14 protein-coding genes are annotated in these 18,699 nt (G+C 42.0%); 1 reads left to right on the forward strand and 13 read right to left on the reverse strand.

Going from position 1 to position 18,699, the window contains the following annotated elements:
* Positions 1 to 2: 2 nt before the first annotated feature.
* Genes EKN56_RS11795 through EKN56_RS11805 form a run of 3 tightly spaced genes read right to left on the reverse strand, consistent with a single transcriptional unit; the run spans position 3 to position 8,052 of the window.
* The gene (locus EKN56_RS11795; protein ID WP_130591958.1) at positions 3 to 4,403 is read right to left on the reverse strand and encodes an RHS repeat-associated core domain-containing protein; all 4,401 of its coding nucleotides are present in this window, start codon (positions 4,401 to 4,403) and stop codon (positions 3 to 5) included.
* Positions 4,400 to 5,728, reverse strand: a complete 1,329-nt coding sequence (locus EKN56_RS11800) for a hypothetical protein (RefSeq protein WP_130591959.1) — start codon at positions 5,726 to 5,728, stop codon at positions 4,400 to 4,402. The genes EKN56_RS11795 and EKN56_RS11800 overlap by 4 nt, the downstream gene beginning before the upstream one ends.
* Positions 5,729 to 5,778: 50 nt before the next feature.
* On the reverse strand, positions 5,779 to 8,052 hold the full coding sequence (locus EKN56_RS11805; protein ID WP_130591960.1) for a type VI secretion system Vgr family protein: 2,274 nt from the start codon (positions 8,050 to 8,052) through the stop codon (positions 5,779 to 5,781).
* Positions 8,053 to 8,647: 595 nt separating this feature from the next.
* Here EKN56_RS11805 and EKN56_RS11810 point away from each other — a divergent pair.
* A complete protein-coding gene (locus EKN56_RS11810) occupies positions 8,648 to 9,310 on the forward strand; it encodes a uracil-DNA glycosylase (protein ID WP_130591961.1) in 663 nt (220 codons plus the stop codon).
* Between the two features lie 68 nt (positions 9,311 to 9,378).
* Here the strand turns inward: EKN56_RS11810 and EKN56_RS11815 are convergent, their stop codons facing one another.
* The 10 genes from EKN56_RS11815 to EKN56_RS11860 are packed head-to-tail and all read right to left on the reverse strand — an operon-like array spanning position 9,379 to position 18,630.
* Positions 9,379 to 10,416, reverse strand: coding sequence for a hypothetical protein (locus EKN56_RS11815; RefSeq protein ID WP_130591962.1), 1,038 nt, complete (start codon positions 10,414 to 10,416; stop codon positions 9,379 to 9,381).
* A 2-nt stretch (positions 10,417 to 10,418) separates the two neighbouring features.
* The gene (locus EKN56_RS11820; protein WP_130591963.1) at positions 10,419 to 11,483 is read right to left on the reverse strand and encodes a DUF2169 family type VI secretion system accessory protein; all 1,065 of its coding nucleotides are present in this window, start codon (positions 11,481 to 11,483) and stop codon (positions 10,419 to 10,421) included.
* A 49-nt stretch (positions 11,484 to 11,532) separates the two neighbouring features.
* On the reverse strand, positions 11,533 to 12,324 hold the full coding sequence (locus EKN56_RS11825; protein WP_130591964.1) for a hypothetical protein: 792 nt from the start codon (positions 12,322 to 12,324) through the stop codon (positions 11,533 to 11,535).
* A 1-nt stretch (position 12,325) separates the two neighbouring features.
* The gene (locus EKN56_RS11830; RefSeq protein WP_130591965.1) at positions 12,326 to 13,078 is read right to left on the reverse strand and encodes a hypothetical protein; all 753 of its coding nucleotides are present in this window, start codon (positions 13,076 to 13,078) and stop codon (positions 12,326 to 12,328) included.
* A 38-nt stretch (positions 13,079 to 13,116) separates the two neighbouring features.
* Entirely contained in the window at positions 13,117 to 13,764 is a 648-nt protein-coding gene (locus tag EKN56_RS11835; protein WP_130591966.1) for a hypothetical protein, read from the reverse strand.
* 13 nt (positions 13,765 to 13,777) lie between these two features.
* A complete protein-coding gene (locus EKN56_RS11840; protein WP_130591967.1) occupies positions 13,778 to 14,185 on the reverse strand; it encodes a DUF4150 domain-containing protein in 408 nt (135 codons plus the stop codon).
* Positions 14,185 to 15,519 (reverse strand): TIGR02270 family protein, encoded by a 1,335-nt coding sequence (locus tag EKN56_RS11845; RefSeq protein ID WP_168189648.1) that lies wholly within the window; start codon positions 15,517 to 15,519, stop codon positions 14,185 to 14,187. Before EKN56_RS11845 ends, EKN56_RS11840 begins: the two co-directional genes overlap by 1 nt.
* Positions 15,520 to 15,538: 19 nt before the next feature.
* On the reverse strand, positions 15,539 to 16,003 hold the full coding sequence (locus EKN56_RS11850; RefSeq protein WP_130591969.1) for a DUF6484 domain-containing protein: 465 nt from the start codon (positions 16,001 to 16,003) through the stop codon (positions 15,539 to 15,541).
* Complete coding sequence (locus EKN56_RS11855; RefSeq protein WP_130591970.1) at positions 15,996 to 16,388, reverse strand: glycine cleavage system protein H; 393 nt, start codon at positions 16,386 to 16,388, stop codon at positions 15,996 to 15,998. The genes EKN56_RS11850 and EKN56_RS11855 overlap by 8 nt, the downstream gene beginning before the upstream one ends.
* Positions 16,378 to 18,630, reverse strand: a complete 2,253-nt coding sequence (locus EKN56_RS11860) for a type VI secretion system Vgr family protein (protein ID WP_130591971.1) — start codon at positions 18,628 to 18,630, stop codon at positions 16,378 to 16,380. Before EKN56_RS11860 ends, EKN56_RS11855 begins: the two co-directional genes overlap by 11 nt.
* Positions 18,631 to 18,699 lie beyond the last annotated feature (69 nt).

Consider the following 18,699-nt stretch of genomic DNA (forward strand, 5'->3'; position numbering starts at 1 on the left):
TTTCAAGTTCCTATTGATAAAGGTACATGAACATTCTTGGTTACTTTACAATTACCTGTTTCATTTCCTGATGAATCAACTTTTGGTTCTAATAACTCAAAATGTACGTGGGATTGCCCAGCTACTTTTGGCATCCCCATTCCGTGCCCACTACCATCAAAAGAATAGTCACTAGGAACAACACGAAACTGTCTTAATCCATCCTGACTTCTCCACGTCCCTTTATCAACTTTTACGTTATCTCTTCCTAAGAATTTATCTTTTTCAGTTTTTATCGATGAAGCATCAATGGTACGTCGCCATTCAGATAAATGTTCAGTTGAACCATTTGGTTTTGCATTACCACCTAATAGCCCTGTATTTCTTGGCCCTGATGTATAATCCAATCCTAATGGGTCATTCCATCCCAATATATTTACAGCAAACTGATAAGGATTAATCCCACCAACCAACCCAATCGGATCCTGACAAACAAAAATTCCCGTACGCGGATCATAATAACGATGTCGGTTGTAGTGTAAACCACTCTCTTCATCAAAATACTGCCCCTGAAGTCGTAGCGGTTGTTGAACCTTTATTTCATCCAGTCGATCGATCCGGCCAAACGCGGTGTAGTGCGCGCTCCAGGCAATTTCACCCTCAGCATCGTATAACCGCAACGGCATACCGTTTGGATCGTTCTGATAAAAATAGTAACCGGTCTCTTCCGGTGGAGCCAGACTGCCGATGCCCTGCTGTTTGCACTGTAGCACCAGTGGTTCAAAGGTATTCAGGTAATAGACAAAGAAACGGCTATCCAGTTTGGCATTCACCCCTGTCGCCATCGGTGAGAAACTGACTTCTGCCGCCAGCGCATCGCCATCCCAGATAAAATAGGTAATCTTCTCAACCCGATCGCTCATATTGATGCAGGTTTTACGAATACGTCGCCTTAACGCATCATAATGATACTGATAGCGTTCACCCCGCTCTCCGGTACGATAGAATCCGCTCAGGCACTCATTTTCATCCCACTCCAGACGATCGCTTCGTTCGCCATCCTCACGCACAATCAGCTGGCCTGCCTGATTCAGGCGATATTGCATACCGTCGTTAAAGGTCAATTCACGCTGGCCTTCCGGATTCTCTTTTTCGACAAACCGATCGCCGTTCGCGTTATACACATAATCGTGGATCTCACCCATTGGATTGCTGTGTCGGGTAATTTGCCCTAATACGTCATAGAAGTAGCGGTCGGTTCCTCCTCGACTATCGCTGCGCATCACCAGATTGCCCGACACGTCATAGTGGTAATCAATGGAGTCACTGTGGACGCTGTCGCTACGGTGCAGGCTCTGGCGTTTTAGTTGCCCGGCTTTGGTGTATTCAAAGGTCGAGGTAACGGCTTCGCTCTGTTTCTGGCTGGTAAGTCGGCCAATTTCATCAAAACCAAACTCAATTGGCGCATGATCATCCACCTGCTGGCGGATAAGTTGCCCCAGCTCGTTATATTCAAAGCGTAGCGCTTGCTTAAACGCCGTTTCTTTTGACTGGCTGTGATGCCGTAACTGATGATGTTGCTCTGATAGCTGACCTGACAGGTTATACACATACTCAAGGCGCGCCGTCACATCCTGTTGTTGCTGATTCTCCAGAATTAACATGCCAATTTGATTATATTGACGCGTCACTTCGCAATGCTGGTTCTTCGCCAGAGTCAATTGACCCCGTTTGTTATAAGCGTAGGTTTCCGTCTTTTCCGGCTGCCCATGCGGAGCTTTACTGACAATCCGCCCCATTCGATCACAGGTAACCGCCAGTAACTGGCCTAACGGATTAAGGCTTTGGGTTAAATAGCCCGCCTCATCATAATGGTAAGTACGCGCTTTCCCCCAATAGTCCCGTTCTTCAATCAGGCGACCAACCGCATCACGGTTTAACTGCCAGCGTTCGCCACGCTGATTGGTGACGCCAATTAGCTGTTCTTCGGTATTGTAGTGATATTGCAGTGTATTACCGTCCGGCAACGTCTGCTGCGACAGTCGCCCCTGACCAAAATAGGCAAACTTAGTCACTTTCTTACCGCGATCGCGGTACTCAATCAGGTTATCTTCATCATCGTAGCGGCAGCTAATAAATTCGCCGTCCTCTAGCTGACATGAGATCAAACGCCCTTTTTTATCATACTGATAGCGAGTTTCATCGCCATTAGCCAGCCGACGCTTTTGCAAATGACCAAAACGGTCAAACTGGAAATCAGTTGCCCGCCCGGCAATATCCTGAAGCTGGCGAATAAAACCTAATTCATCATATGCCAGCGTTGTCTGCTGCCGACCACTATGGACTTCAACCAGCTGTCCCAGCGCATCATAGCTATACCGACTTTCCTGACCCAGTGGGGTCTTCTGGCTAATCAGATTACCTTTCTCATTCCACTGCTGCTGCCAACGCTGATTTTCAGCATCAACAATCTCAATCGGCTTATTTCTCTCATCGTAGCGAATACTGATACCGCTTCCGTCAGGGTAACGGCGACTGACAATGTTTGCTCGCTGATCATATTCCCATTCGGTTTTGTTACCGCCCGGATCAATTTCCGATACTCCTCGTTGTTGACCGTCGTATTGATAGGATTTAACGCCTCCCAGCGGATCGATTCGAACTAAAGGAAGTTGTCGTTCGTCATATTGCAGAATGGTGGTATGACCAAGAGAGTCGGTAATTAACGTCTCCTGACGCTCAGGATGGTAGACAAACCGGTAATCAAACAAACCATGATCGCCCCAGGCACGGTGCACCCGAAGGACCTGATCTTCATGCAGAGTATAAGCATAGTAAAACGACAAACCATTGCGGTCGGTATGACGCACCATCTGGTGGTTATCAATATATTCAAAATCATATGACTGTTGATGAGCGTCCAGAACTGACACCATATCGCCGTGATTATCCTGTCGATACCCCGCCAGCAACACACCGGAATTATCCGCGGCACTTTCATATAGCACCAAATCGGTTAAGTATCGCCCTTCATGGTGACACACAATATGACGTCCGGTATCCCCTTCAAGACAATATTCCACCAGCTGCTGAAGATGTTGCTGCTTATCCCGTTCAAAACGCCAGCCGTTGCCGTTCAGATCTTCCATTCGGCTAAACCAAAGGGATAACTGCTCATCATCGTCTAACTGCTCTACCCGGTGCAACCAGTCACCCGGTAGTGGAAAATAGTACTCAACCCCTTCTCTGGTTCTTAAAATCAGTTGATTGTTCAAACGATAGATGGCATGCCCTTGCTGCCAGTCTAGGCTGTGATGTTCCCAGCCTTCATAAGCAGGAAGCATCTCAAAAGCGGTTTTATGATCGGGAAACTGGGCTATCGCCCCTAAAACACCCTCAGTGACTACCAAAGCGAGATGAATATCCGCCGGTGTTAGCCAGATATGGCCAATCGCGCCATCATAAGCCTGATGCCCCGAGTAATAACGATCCCAAATCAGTGGGAAGCGGCCATCTACTTCAAAATCATTTTGCTGAACAATCACTTCACCGGTAATCGAATTCACGGGTTCAGCATCAAAGATTTTACATTTAATAAAACCCGGTGGTAATTTTGAAAACAGTTTTTTTGCCAGCTTAGAACCGCGAAATGCTTTAAACAGCGCCAACGCTATTGCCAGAAAATTGAGCGTTGGCGGTCCGCCAACCAAAACCGGGCGGCCTACAGGAATGGGGAGCGTTACTGCCGTCGGTAATGAAAGTTCCTTTCTTTCCGTATGAGCACCATTCTTCTTGATTGGCAACATACCCACAAACCAGCAGCTTAACGAAGGAAGCGCCAGATAAGAAAATGGATCTCCATTAACAATGACGGTTTTACTTCCCATAAAGGCTTCGGCATCACAGGAAGGTAGCTTTTGAGCGTAACCGGCCCCCAATGGGAAATGTAACCCTGGAATATGGCGTGAATTGGTTCCTACCGTAGCGCGCATCAGGTTATTGACTAATACGGGTCTATCAGAACCGCCCCCCTGCCCGACGCCAGCGCCCAATGCATCTTTCACCGAGTTCACTGCACCAAGTGCAGATTTAACCATCGGATTGCCCTGTACGGCTTCACTGTTCCATATTTTTCCGCCGACCTGCCCTGCAGCTGACTTGAGATCCCCTTTTCTGATGGCATTGGCCAACGCCAGCGCCTCTTGTGCCTGCCCCACCTTTTCCATGATCTCCGCAGGAACATTCTCCTGAACGAAATTCATCACCAGTGAACCCACAAAGGATTTAGCCCCATTGACCAACTCACGGAAATCCAGAACAACACCAACATGAGGATGAGGAATGGGAGCCGGCGCAGGAACGTTCACCATATGAACATCCACCCCGACAACAGGGGATAAGTGCGTTGATGCCAGAACACTCATACTCTCTTCTCCTCTTCCTGAGATGATTTAAGCGGATCAAGACTGACAAACTGTTCCCAGTCATCCCCATATAATGAAGCGAATTTCTCGCGCATTTCTCCATAGCGCCAGTCAGTCAGACCAATATGCTTATAAAGCCAATGAGTTAAAATCGGTAACGAACTCTGTTTACGTAACTCTGGCTCCATATTGAGCCCGGCATCAACCCCTTCGAAAGCTGCACTAAAAGCATTAGCCGGGCTTTTGGCCTTATCCCAACACTCTGCCCGCATTCTGTCGGCTTCCACCGTCAAAATATAATCGGCATCCGCTAATGAAAATTCGGGTATCCGATCGTAATAGCTGGCTGCCATGTCATACTCTTTATTCATGTAGTACACACTGCAAATACCAAAAAGAGCATTAACAATCAGTTTATTACCGGCGGGATGCCCTTCTTCTTTTGCTTGCTCTGCCGATGCCAGTGCCTCACCATAAGCCTGCAAAGAGCGTGTTTTATCCTGCCATTTCAAATAAGCAGCACCGCCTATCAGATGAACCACCACACTCTGATCAAACCATCTGGCATTATTAGTGATAGCTAGCGCCGCTTTAGACAGATTTTCCAAACGCTCGGGGTCGTTATTTTTTAATGTTTCCGTCAGCTCGACAAAAAGACGCCGGAATTTTCCGCTATCCCCACGTTCATTCGATTCTGCAATCATTTCTCTGGGAACGTTTTCACAATGGTACTGGCCATTTACCCGATAAACGGCCTGAGGATAGCTGTCGGATAATGTAGAAAAGAGATCGGTTTCCATGGTGTACACCACAAAACGAATGCGTTCAGATGCCCAGTCACCCGATAGCGTCTCGGTTAATAACTCATCTAACCAGGATTCTGTCTTGCTAAGGCTTTTCAAATTACCCGGAGAGAACACCCATAAAAAACCGGGAAAGATATCAGGATGGTGTTGCATAAGACTGTGAGCTATCTGCAACAAATATTGTGTCTCTGTCGTGCCACTTTCTTTTTCCGGCACCAGCCAGTCGGCGGTAATCCCCTGTGCTAAAGAGCCATCACGCCGCTGGTCATAAAAATTGATAATATTCTGCGCTATCAGGGCGGCATACTTACCGCCGGAAGTAAAATCATCCGTAAACTGCATGGTGCAGCACCCATTTTCCTGCTGAACTTGAAAATAGGTATTAAGCAGGTGAAAGTCATCCCCGTTAGCTTGCCAGTAAAACAATTTTGCCTGTGGTTGTTCAGCAAATGCTAAAGCATCCTCATGTGCCAGCATAAAGCGGCGTTCCACCGGGTTTGAAGGCTGCCAATTATCCATGATTCAATTCCTTTTTATTTATTTCCATATGGCTGATGACCCTTCATCCGTTATGGATTCAGTTTCACTACTGCACCTTCAACAATATTCTCTGACATACCATTAGAATGAACTTTCGGCGCCACGGTGCTACATTCGCTCTGTCCTACCACCGTGATTTTCACGCCCATAATTTGAATATTTCCGGCGGAATCCATGGTGATTTGAGAACTGCCGCAACCGATAACAATTTGGTCTGCTGCGGTGATGGTAAGCGTTTGAGACTGGAGATTTTGTGCTGCCGTAACCACAACCGTCTGGCTTCCCGTCACATTCATATTGTGGGATGCCTGAAAGTTTTCCGTCATTAATCCATGAATAGTGGCGGTTTTAGTTCCATTTACCGTTGTCGTTTGAGTTCCCTGCACCAGCAGAACTTGATTGGAGAGGAATTTGGCATCATGGTTACCGTTAACGGTAAAATTGTGCAGATTTTGATACGTGGTATTTTCTGCGCCGGTTACCGTAATATCCTGAGTCCCCGTCACCTTAACCGTATGGTTCCCTTTGATCGTTGTATCCTGATTCGCACCAATCTCAACGGTTTCATTAATATTGACGTTATCGGTACGGTTTTTGGTTACGGTAATAGATTGATCGCCACCCACGGTAAGCGTCTGGTTAATATCAATATTAGTTGTTTCGTTTTTAACTACGTGATCGGTACGATCTCCCGTGACATCAATACTCTGATTACCGCCTACATTAGTACTCTGGTTAGCAGTGACATTAACGGTTTGGTGTTGACCAATATTTTCCGTATGGTCCATATCAACATCAGTCGTTCGGTTATTACGCACGCTGGTATTCATATCTTTTTGTGCATGCATAAATAGCTGCTGTTGACCGTCAGAATCTTCGAATCTTAATTCATTAAACCCACCGCCTTTGTGCGTTTTAGATTTAAACGATGTTTGGGTTTTTGCGGCAGGTAAATCCAGTGGCGGGCTATTTTTGCCGTTATAAGAGGTACCAAGGACCATTGGCTGGTCAATATCACCATTAATATAGGTGATGACCACTTCCTGGCCGATACGTGGAATGGCCATCATGCCAAAACCATCGCCGTTCCAGGCCTGACTGGTACGCACCCAACAGGATGCATTCTCGTCAGGGGCATCATATTTATTCCAGTGAAAATGAATTTTTACCTGACCATATTCATTAACGTAAATCTCTTCTCCCGCAGGCCCCACTACCGTGGCCGTTTCATCACCATGTACGGTAGGTTTAGCAATAAACGGAGGGCGCCAGTCCACTGAACCAGGAATGAAGCTAAAGCTGTTAGTAATCGCTGCAACCTTATCCACCGACTCATCGGCCACGGGCTGGGGTAATGACCCTTTATGAATGATATTAACAACTTGCCACGAATCATTCAGCGCAGCGTTGGTATGTTCAGTAATCGTGAAAATCTTACCGGGCATCATCTGAATCGTATTGCTCTCGGCTTTACCAGACAGACTATCAGCCTGATAGGCTTCTAAGCGGTATTTAGCGTATTGCTGGGCAACGCCATCATCATCATAGCGACCATAGCTATCATATACCGTGAATGCCGGACGTTTTTTCAGATTTTTAGTTTTAGAGTCCATGCCAACATCGGGATGAGAGAATTTATAATCCTTCAGATGCACCGCATTGGGCGTCATTTTGGCACCATATCGTAAACGGTGAATAACCGCTTCCCTGCTGGCGCTCTGAATGTGTGCGTTATACAGTAATGTTTCTCCGCCCTTCATTCCAGTACGGCTGTCACTATAGAACATACTGTTTTCTTCAAACCAGAAAACAATACCTTCCTCAGCCGCAAGCCGGCAAAAGAAGTCATAATCAGTTTCATTACGCTGAGTGGTATATTCCCACTGTTTATGAGCATCAATCAGCTTTGATTCAACACGGACGCTATGCTTTTTTAGCAATTCATCAAGGATGTCAGGGATAGATTTAAAATGGAAAATCCGATTATCTTGCACCAGCGTCAATAACCACATTTCCGGGCGAATAATAAAGTTATAATAGGTGCGCTTAAAACCGCTATCACCCTGAAAAGCTGCAGCCACAATACCGTTAACAGTGCGCTTTACTGCGCCGTCGACCATCACGGTTAACGAGGCCTTTTGCAGCAACTGCTCATCCATATCAATACTGGCGTCATTACTGGCAACGGTTAACTCTAATGTGAATAACGTAGATAAAGCCTCTTCCAACGTAAAATCCACCACATCAAACGTTGTTTCAGGCAGGCTGCCAATTTTGCATGAGAAATATAATCCGGTATCCATAACCTACATCCCTTTATTCATCAATATGATGTGTGGTTAACGAAATATTAGCTCGTTCCACTCCATGTCTTCGTTATTTAACAACCCACTTTATATTGTTTTGATTAATTAAAATTGAATTAATCAAAACAATATAAAGGTCATATGCCCCCACTTAAACAGCATCATTACTTTAATAACAACAAAAAGAATAATCAGAGGGGTTTTATATAAAACTTAAATAAATATATTTATTTAAAACTAACGCAATAAGAAAACAGTCAAGTAGATATTTTATGATTTCAAAAAAATCAATTACAACAATAACGCATTAAGATAAATTGAATTATATATTAAACACATAAGCATTAACTTTACACCTGTCATATTTACCAGTTTTAGTCATTATTAAAATATAAAAATACTTTATAAAAACAACTAATACATATACGAAATTTTATTTTGTACTCACTCCTATAGATAGCAGGCAACCATTTAACAATATAGTTATCTTAATCCGTTAACTAAATTAGCAATGGCCGCGATACATTGTCTGCATATCTTTAATGAGATAAGATCATAATCTAATGATAATTTAGCTTAAAAAGGAAACCGTATGGAAAACTGGAGTGAGTTTCTGGCACATGAGGAAACACAGGATTACTTCGTTGCGTTAATGGAGAAAGTTAATCACGCTCGCGCTATCGGAACAGTCTATCCACCAGAGAATGATATGTTTTCCTGCTTTGAACTCTGTGCTTATGATGATGTAAAAGTCGTTATCCTGGGTCAGGACCCTTATCATGGAGCCAATCAGGCTCACGGTTTAAGCTTCTCAGTAAAACCCGGTATAAAAATTCCACCAAGTTTAAGAAACATCTATAAAGAGTTAAAAACTGATTTAGATATTGATGCCCCTAAACATGGCTATCTGGTTTCCTGGGCTAAACAAGGGGTCTTAATGATGAATACCAGTTGGAGCGTAGATGAGGGAAATGCCGGTAGCCATAAAAAGTTTGGCTGGGCTAAATTTACCAGCCAGGTGCTGGAACAACTCAATAATCATGAAAAGCCGTTAGTGTTTATTCTGTGGGGCAACCATGCCATTGACGCCGCTAAAGGCATTACCAATCCTAAACACTATTTGCTTAAAGGCGTGCATCCTTCTCCATTAGCGGCCAATGGTGGATTTTTTGGCAGTAAGCCGTTTTCAAAAACGAATGAGTTTTTGGTACAGGCAGGAAGAGAGCCTATTGATTGGAAGATTGAGGAGTTGTAGTTTTTTGGAATTACCTGCCTTAATGGGTTTGAGGCAGGTATATCGGATGCTCTGGTCTGATAAGTATCTTATTCATCAACTGATGGTCCGTAACGTGTAATCAGAGCGCCGCGATCTTCTTTGTCATTACCTACATGAAATAATAAATATTTCCCTGGGTTATAACCTTTTTGTCCGGCATCTAAAGCCAGGCCTAGCAACAGAGGGACGATAGCTGCGCCAATTTCTCCGGTGAATTCGATGGGGTGCCAGATGTCCATATCTACTGTTTCATTTTTGTTATTAAATCGAGCTATAGCAATATTTCCTTCACGAAATTTATAATATTCACCATTAACATCCGTAAAACGGCAGCTAATCTGGCTTAATTTAATACCTGATTTAGTAACCGCGTTTCTAATTGCCTTAGTCATTCCATTTGCACGAAAAATCTCCTCAGAATAAATAGTTACTAATTCTTTTGACTCACCAATACCCAAAATATGCAATAGCGCCTGAGGATAATAACTACTTAAACCAATTAAAACTGCAGAACCAGATTCTCCAGGGAAAAAACCATTCGAATTATCACTCGTCATCAAACGACGTTGAGCCATATAATATTTAATTGTTTCTTTCTGAAGATAGCTATCAGTTCCAGCTATTATACAAGCTGATATATTTTTAGTTAAAAGCATGCTGGCTATTTTCAATCCCTGAATTCCAGCCGTCTGGCCTATAGGTAAAACACGTGACTCCAAATGATGTGGCAAGCCTAATTTTGCTTCAATCTTCGCTAATAGTTGTTGTTCAATAACATTACCTAAAAATTGCATTTCAGGAAGTGCTGTCCCTATTAATAAGGGGACGTGTTTTCGTTCTTTTTTATCAATAAAATTTAAAGCTTCAATAATGGCTGGAGCAACTAAATCAACTAATCTATCAACACGATCCCACCATTGTGGCAATGCAACCTTCCCACCTCGTAAATGTTCAATACTTCCCGTGTATTCATTCAAATAAGTCTCACTAATTCCACTGATTCCTGCTCGAATCGAAGCACAACTTGTCAAAGCATTAAACCCAATTGCAGAAACTATACCTGTTGAGAGTACCGCTAAATCCATAGCTATCTCCTTTTTTGAACAATAAAATCAGCTAACGTTGCATAATATTTCTTATCCGGCACTCGTTGCTTATGTCGCCATTCACGTTCAACATCACCAACAATTATCTTTTTTATGTCATGAAGATTTTTTCTAAGAGGTAACGTTGCTCGAGATACCATGGAGAAAATGCCTAACTCGGGCTCAATGACTAATGTATCAACTACCGAATGTAATAGAATATCACCACCTTTATATTGAGTAAAAATGACGGGTATATCTTGCTTAGGTAACAAAAAAGATTCTATTCCATTGGCTGAAAGATTTTTTAATATGACTCTCTCCCCTCCTTTTATATAAGGAACTTGCTGTTCCGGTGGTGCTGATTGAAAATAACGAATATCAAAATCCTCGGGATAGAATGGCATAGTGTTTTCTATCCATTCATTATTATATGTTCCTGCATATTCGATACGAGGCTGCCATGCCCTGCCAATAACACCAAATGCCATAGGCTTATAAGAACCTTTTGGATTTTTAACCCGAGAATTTAATTCTTCTGTATTAGGCAATGACATATCTACAATATTTTTACAATGATAAGAATAACCGGTACCAATCGGATTATCCCGGTAAAAACGAAATTTCTTCTTATCGCTTATATCTGTACCACCAAAAGCATTATCATAAGAAATAGGCATCATTGTAAAAGGTTGTGGATGCGATTCTCCCCAAGTTCTATCACCTATAACTTTAAATGATTTATACATTTTACCTACCTGTAAACTTACCACTAACTCCTTTACTTCCTCTTCAAAAGGAGCATAAGCACAGCCATTAAATAAAACATCACACATAGGCTTGTAAGATACATAATCGGACTCATATAAAATGGCTGAAAACCCTGGTTCACCAGTTGAAATATCTGCTTCTATTATATTTCTTTGAACATTAGCCAGATTAATCTCTCCTTCTTGCTGGGGCATTTGATATGTCACTTTAATAATTACAACCAACTGCTCTCGCCCATCTGTACCTAATCCCGGAATCCAGCAGGCTTCAAACTTAGTTTTATTAATAAATTGCATAATTACCCCCTTCCAGCCTTAATCCATTAACATTACAGATGAAAAGTCACTATTCCTGTAATAATCGGTAAGGTGTCTTAATTTTATTATTGGCTATATCTTCAGGTAATAATAAAAATGGATTGCTTATATAATCAACTGATTGAAGATATTTATCACACAGTTCTAAAGACTTATCAGGAAAATAAGCATAATTAAGATCGAGGACTTCCCTGGAAATATAATCACCAAGCCAGTCTTTATCATTCTTATGCCCAAAAAGGTTAATAAATGGATCCTCTTCAGGCATAATATAAAAATTTAACAAACGATGAACTACACCTTCCAGCCAATCTATAAATATTGATAGTTTATTCTTTGGAACTATATGTATAGTTATTGAAATAAGGTAAAGCAATGCAGTTTCCCAAGCATTTTCATCATAACCAAAAATATCACTAGCATTGCTCTCATCAATACCTACATTTTCTGAAACATATAAAGTAGGAATTAAAAAACTAAACCCACACCATATAGGGGCATTTATTGGCCCTAAGTATTCCGCTCTATCAAACTCCAAATAATAAGTGTACTCCTTATTTATATTTGCACACCAAGCCATTTCAGCAATTTGTTTTGGGATAACATTATGATATAAGCCCTCAAAACGACCTAATATCCACTCATAAATACCTATAGATAAAGCTATCTTAGCTCGTAAACTGATTGCATTGACTTTATTAATAATGTAATTGGCATAATCATAATTCAAACAAGACTCTACATCTGAATCATCCCAAGAATAATTAATATTTGGGCTATTTATTTGACTAAATATTATATAATCAGGTAACTGATACATGTTACCTTCCCGTATATATATAAGGAGTTCCTACATAACCATTATTAATCATTACTTCCGGAGGATTTAAAAAATCATTTACCGTATAATCTAGTGAAGAAATGAAATCTGTTAATAACTTATTAACATTTGCAGTCAAATAATCAAAATCAAAATCAAAAAAGAATTCTCTAGGAATAGGAAGTTCATGAGATGAGTTATAACGCTCGCTGGGATCATTACATTCAGCTCTATCATACTCAGCAGGGAACAACACTATAGCTTTTTTAATACAATTAGCTATCCAATTATCGAAAAACTGCGATTCAGGAGTAACCAATCGTGCTATTGCCGCCAAAGCAGAAAGCTTCTCATTAATAAATATTTTACCTTCAATATAGCTAAAACGAACATCTTCCATACATTTTAGAGTTACCCATAAAGGGCCCATGACTTTATCGCTATCTTTCTTTCCTTTATATAATGAGTCGAATATATAATCTTTAGAGATTAATCCCGCCCACATAGCCTCAATTTCATTAAACTCCTGAATAAACGGATTATTGCTAGATAATGATAGTCGCCATAAAATCCATTCTGCTAATGCCGTAGCCAAACCAACCGTTGATTTATGATTTAGCTGCCATAGAGCATGAGATAACTTATCATTAATATACTCAATATAATACATTCTACAATGCTCTTTCTCCCACTCATAATTTAAATCACTCTCAATTAGAAATTGTGATTCTAGAATTTTCGGGATAACTAACATATATAAACTCCTTCTTTATTATTCTTAAATTAATATTTTTATCTTTTTATTCTAGAGAGAAAATCTTCATAACCATCTTCTTTATCTTTACATTCACCATCTTTATCTAAAGGTACTTTCTTATTTTTCTCACTACAAACAAAAATATCCGCATTACATTCAGTTGCGGCAAAACACATTGCATCAAAACAGCTTGGGCAAGGTACGTTACTAATACCTTCACTATTTTTCCAAAAAATGTTAAAAGTGATCTTCGCACTTTTCAGTAAACCCACATCTGCTAAGGCAGATATTAATTTGGTCTCTGCATGGCAGGCAAACTGAGTATGTCTTTGTGGACCAAATGTGTAAGATTTTCCATCACACATCTCTATCGTGCCTTTTTTCTGACCAGTTTCAAATTCTGAATTAAAACTTGCAGAAGCTGAATGACAGCTGATCATCTTCATAATCATATTATCAAACAACTCATTACCCGTTTTAACAAAAGCTCCAGCAACCGCTCTTGCTTTATTTTCAAATTTAGTTTTTGCATCTTCCGAGCGGCGGGCATCTTTTGCTTTATCATATACGTTATTTCCCTGCTCTTTTGCTGATCCAGCTTGCTCACATTCAGGTTTTTCTTCAGGTGAAACTCCTTGCGTTGCAATGATTTTACCCAACTCGCCATCAGTATTATCAGCCATTTAGATTCCCTTCCTATTTTACATTTTGCCTTGTTGAGTCTAAGTGACGAACAGCATTCTTTTTTTCAAATTTAACATCTGAACTCCATGAAGTTATATACGCTTTCCCTGTAATAGTTCCAGAAAGAATTCCCTTTTTAAATTGACTGGTTGCAGGCTGATTGCCATTACTAGTTTTATAAAATGACTTATTCTTAATACCCACTTCCTTTTTTTTAATTTTAACCGTCTTAGTTCCTTTTTTGTGTGTCGATGACTGACTCACGTTAGGATAAGGAATGGGAATACCAATTTTTGGGGGAACCAACGGCGGTGGTGGTGGTGGTGGTGTATGACAAACATCAGGTGGTGGGGCCACAGCTTTTGCATTACTCTTTTTAGAAGAGACTTCTCGCCCATTCGCAAACACTTCTCTAGCCATCAATATCTCCCTCCTAAAGCATACCGTTGCTGCCTGCGTCCTTTCACCTGAGTTTCCAAAAACAGATATTGTGGGTGCAATAACCCCAGCTCTAACGCTGCAGCACTTCGTTGACGCTGAAATCCCCTTTGTAATACTTCAAACAGGCTACCTTCTGCGATGACTTTTCCTACCAGATAGCGAGCTCCCTCATTAAAATGTGGTTGATATTGCTGCCACCACACCGCAATTAATTTAGGATCTGGCACCTGTAAATCCTGCTCGTACTCATCTAAATCGTCTTCTTCGTCATCATCAAAGAAGCTTTCATCCAGTTCATCATTATCCAGATCGAAAGACTCTGCTTGTTCATCATCATCGTCTTCAATCACCAGATCCTCATAATCAATATCAACCCCGGTAATCATGCTGAACGCCTCACCAGCTAACCTGACCAGCTCAGGATGTTCCATCATTTCAATCAGCCAAGGCACATATTCGGGATAACCAGCAATACCTACTCCCATCACAGCCAGTTTTAGTTCAGAATCAGCAATCAATTGATTAATAATTTGCTTTTGTAACTCTTCATCACTAATTCTTAGTAATACCTGTAACGCTGGCAGTTGGTAATCAGATACTTCATTCACAAACTTTGCCAGTACCGGGATGGTACTGGTTCTTTCCCCTAACAGTGACAACGACCAGGCAGCCCAATATCGATATTCCTCTTTTTCATGCACCAGGTAGCCATGTAAATCCTTTCGTAAATCGTGGCACTTTAATTCACCAATAAGGCGAATCACTCTGCTCTTCAATAAAGGGATATTAATTTTGAGTAATTCTTTTAAATCAACATCCGGCATTTGACGCTGCAAACCACACACAGAAACACCAATATACTGATAAAAAGGACGTTTATCATTAAGCAGTTGAGTAACGAAAGGCTTAACCATAGGGTAATCCAACCACCCTAAAGCGTGGATAAATGCATTTTCATTTTCACTATTTACGGTTTTTAAGACTCTCTTCTGCCACGCTTTGTTATCGCATCGAAAAGCTAAAATAGTGGCAGAAAAAAGATACTCAATATCGTCTTCCAGCAGTGATTCACAAATTTCCCAGGCCGTTTCATTTCCCAGATAGATGCCTTCCAGATTAGCTTCAATGTATTCATCCAGTTCGGCAATATCCTGCAAATCGTAATCAGGGCGAGAAACCGCACTAACATGTTGCAGCCATTGAAATGAGGCCTCTTCGACATGTTGTTCAACCACATCCCGATTCACCATCTGAGAAATAGTTTGAGGTGCTATGCCGAAAATCGGTTTTAATAATGTTTGTTCCTGCATCATGCTTTCCATGGGCTACACATTAATTAAGCTCAACAGAACCACCCTGAATACGGTTAGATCCTTTGGCCCGGCTTAACAGATATTTTCCTTTGATCGTAATCTTGCCATCTTTAGTTAAGGTAATTCTGGCCTGCCCGCACTGTAAGGAGATCCGCTCCGTTGCCTTTAAATCGAGAACATGACCATCCACTGTAATCACATTTTTAGGAAATATTGGAGCTTGCTCCTCAATCACTATTTCCACAGGCTCCGCTTCAATAACGCCGGTAATAACTGGTGAATTATCCCCCACCAGCAATAATACAACTTCAGAACCCAACTGGACTTTAGTTAACTTAATGCACGAACGCGCTAAATGGGTTTCAGTGAGCGTTCCGTCACTAATTTCGACAACGGGATGTTTATCATCTTTGAAATCGACTAAGCGCCCTAAAGTGGTATAGGTAAACAGCCGATTTAGTTTTGAGATTTTTTCCTTAATCATTCTGTATTCCTCTGCCGTTTTCTAAATGAGGTTCGCTTTCCAACAGGCTATTCCATTGCTGCGTATCATCAGTTTCTATAGTAAATAGCCAGCCCTCTTCATAAGGTGATTGGTTTATCTGTTTAGGATTCATTATTAGAGACCGGTTTTCTGCCACAATCACACCAGACAGAGGAGCCAAAATATCCACAACCGATTTTCTCGACTCCACAAAACCACAGGGTTCATCTTTCTTAACCAGACTACCGGGTTGAGGTAGTTCCAGATAAACAATTTCCCCCAGCGTTTGTTGTGCAAACTCCGTGATACCAACCCGATACTGGGCTTGATAATAATGATTCACCCACTCAAAATAGGGTGTGAATTTCATCACCTTAGTTTTCATGGATCTTCTTACCTTTCAGCTTAATATCACCACTGGCTTTAAAGGTTTGTTTGGCCGTGGTTTTCACCATTAAATCTTTGCCGTTTAACGTAATAGTTCCATCTTTTTTCATCACCAGCTTCGATTGGCCACAAACGATGGTGACGGAGTTACCGGCATTAATCACATAGTCTTTACCGCTCTTAAATTTGGTATCTTTAGCCACGGTAGTACTTTTATCTTTACCAATGTTTTGGCTGTAATCCTTACCAACCAAGAGCGATTTACCCAATCCAACCTGCGTGCCTTGAGCCAGCCCCACCGAGGTATTCATCGCCCCACCCACGGTAATCTGGTAGGCCGCGCCAATACTCAGTGCTTTAGCCGCACCAATCGTTTCCGCTTTGGCAATAGCGATGGTTTCTGCCTGATTAGCCTGCACAGTTAGTACATCATTACCGCCAATAGTCGCTGTGCGATTAGCACCTACGGTATCGGTCTGATTACTGCCTACGGTAGTGGTTTGATCGACACCAATAGTGCTGGTCTGATTGCTGCCCACATCCCAACTCTGATCGACACCGATGGTTGAACTCTGGTTAGTGCCGATGGTATTGGTCTGGTTATTACCCACGTCCAGCGTTTGGTCTACACCAATAGTACCGGCCTGGTTATTACCTACATTCAGCGTTTGGTCTACACCCACCACCATGGTTTGATTGTTATCTACATTTTCATTGTGATCGTTGATGACATGTGTACCTTTATTATTCAGGACATCGGTATTCATATCCTTTTGGGCATGCATATAGAACTCTTCCTGCCCGGATTCATCCTCTAAACCAATTTCGTTAAAACCCTGGCCTTTATGGGTCTGCGAGCGAATGGTCATACGGGTTTTCTTGGCCGGTAGTGATACCGGGGTGGAGTTCTTGCCGTTATATAAAGTGCCGACAATCACCGGCATATCAATATCACCATTCAGATAGGCAATAATCACTTCCTGCCCAATACGCGGAACGGCCATAAAACCAAAACCGTCACCGTTCCAGCCTTGCCCTGCTCTTACCCAACATGAAGCATTTTCATCAGCGGCATCGTATTTATTCCAGTGAAAATGGATCTTCACTTCACCGTATTCATTAACGTAAATCTCTTCCCCCGCAGGACCAACAACCGTGGCGGTTTCATCTCCATATACCGTTGGCTTGGCAATAAACGGTGCCCGCCAATCCACGCTACCGGGGATAAAAGTAAATTCATTGGTGATGGCAGCGACTTTATCTACCGACTCTTTTTCTACCGATTGAGGTAATGTGCCGCGGTGAACAATTTTGACGATCTGCCAGTTGCTGTTCATGGCATCCGCTGGATGTTCTTCGATAGTAAAAATCTTCCCAGGCATTAATTGGATGCTGTTACTTTCCGCTTTACCGGACAGGCTATTAGCCTGATGGGCCTCCAACCGATATTTAGCATACTGTTGCGCTACACCGTCATCATCATAACGACCATAGCTTTCATACATGGTATAAAGCGGTCGCTTTTTAGCCTGATTGACTTTTGAGTCCAGACCTACGTCGGGGTGGGAAAACTTGTAGTCTTTCAGATGAACCGCATTAGGCTTCATCTTAGCGCCATACTGTAACCGGTGAATAACCGCTTCCCGGTTGAAACCCTGAATATGTAGGTTATACAACAATTTTTCTCCACCGGTCATGCCGGTACGACTATCGCTGTAAAACATGCTGTTCTCTTCAAACCAGAAGACAATGCCTTCTTCTGCCGCTAACCGGCTGAAAAATTGATAATCGGTTTCATTACGCTGGGTGGTGTATTCCCATTGCTTATGGGAATCAATCAACTTAGATTCAGCCCGAACGCTATGTTTTTGCAGCAATTCGTCCAAAATATCGGGCACTGACTTAAAGTGGAAAATTCGGTTATCCTGAGTTAGCGTTAGCAGCCATAGCTCCGGGCGAATGGTAAAGGTGTAATAGGTACGCTGAAAGCCGCTGTCTCCCCGAAATCCTTCTTCGACGATGCCATTAATAATGCGCTTAACTTCCCCATCAACTTTAATTGTCAGCGTGGCTTTTTGTAGCAGTTGCTCATCCATATTGATATTGGCATCATCACTGGCCACCTTAACGTCTAAAGTAAACAGTGTCGATAACGCCTCTTCCAACGTGAAGTCAACTACATCAAATGTTGTTTCCGGCAGACTGCCAATTTTGCATGAGAAATATAATCCGGTATCCATAACCTACATCCCTATATTTCATCAACATAATGCGCATGTCACTCCCATCATGGGGTGGCACAATCTATC

Origin of the sequence: Limnobaculum zhutongyuii (assembly GCF_004295645.1) — a bacterium.
GTDB classification, from domain to species: domain Bacteria; phylum Pseudomonadota; class Gammaproteobacteria; order Enterobacterales; family Enterobacteriaceae; genus Limnobaculum; species Limnobaculum zhutongyuii.

Excerpts from the sequence above, each read along its gene's own strand:
- EKN56_RS11805 (WP_130591960.1), bottom strand. The coding sequence starts at position 8,052 with ATGGATACCGGATTATATTTCTCATGCAAAATTGGCAGCCTGCCTGAA.
- EKN56_RS11845 (WP_168189648.1), bottom strand. The coding sequence starts at position 15,519 with ATGATGCAGGAACAAACATTATTAAAACCGATTTTCGGCATAGCACCT.
- EKN56_RS11800 (WP_130591959.1), bottom strand. The coding sequence starts at position 5,728 with ATGGATAATTGGCAGCCTTCAAACCCGGTGGAACGCCGCTTTATGCTG.
- EKN56_RS11815 (WP_130591962.1), bottom strand. The coding sequence starts at position 10,416 with ATGGATTTAGCGGTACTCTCAACAGGTATAGTTTCTGCAATTGGGTTT.
- EKN56_RS11860 (WP_130591971.1), bottom strand. The coding sequence starts at position 18,630 with ATGGATACCGGATTATATTTCTCATGCAAAATTGGCAGTCTGCCGGAA.
- EKN56_RS11830 (WP_130591965.1), bottom strand. The coding sequence starts at position 13,078 with ATGTTAGTTATCCCGAAAATTCTAGAATCACAATTTCTAATTGAGAGT.
- EKN56_RS11820 (WP_130591963.1), bottom strand. The coding sequence starts at position 11,483 with ATGCAATTTATTAATAAAACTAAGTTTGAAGCCTGCTGGATTCCGGGA.
- EKN56_RS11835 (WP_130591966.1), bottom strand. The coding sequence starts at position 13,764 with ATGGCTGATAATACTGATGGCGAGTTGGGTAAAATCATTGCAACGCAA.
- EKN56_RS11825 (WP_130591964.1), bottom strand. The coding sequence starts at position 12,324 with ATGTATCAGTTACCTGATTATATAATATTTAGTCAAATAAATAGCCCA.
- EKN56_RS11850 (WP_130591969.1), bottom strand. The coding sequence starts at position 16,003 with ATGATTAAGGAAAAAATCTCAAAACTAAATCGGCTGTTTACCTATACC.
- EKN56_RS11840 (WP_130591967.1), bottom strand. The coding sequence starts at position 14,185 with ATGGCTAGAGAAGTGTTTGCGAATGGGCGAGAAGTCTCTTCTAAAAAG.
- EKN56_RS11810 (WP_130591961.1), top strand. The coding sequence starts at position 8,648 with ATGGAAAACTGGAGTGAGTTTCTGGCACATGAGGAAACACAGGATTAC.
- EKN56_RS11855 (WP_130591970.1), bottom strand. The coding sequence starts at position 16,388 with ATGAAAACTAAGGTGATGAAATTCACACCCTATTTTGAGTGGGTGAAT.
- EKN56_RS11795 (WP_130591958.1), bottom strand. The coding sequence starts at position 4,403 with ATGAGTGTTCTGGCATCAACGCACTTATCCCCTGTTGTCGGGGTGGAT.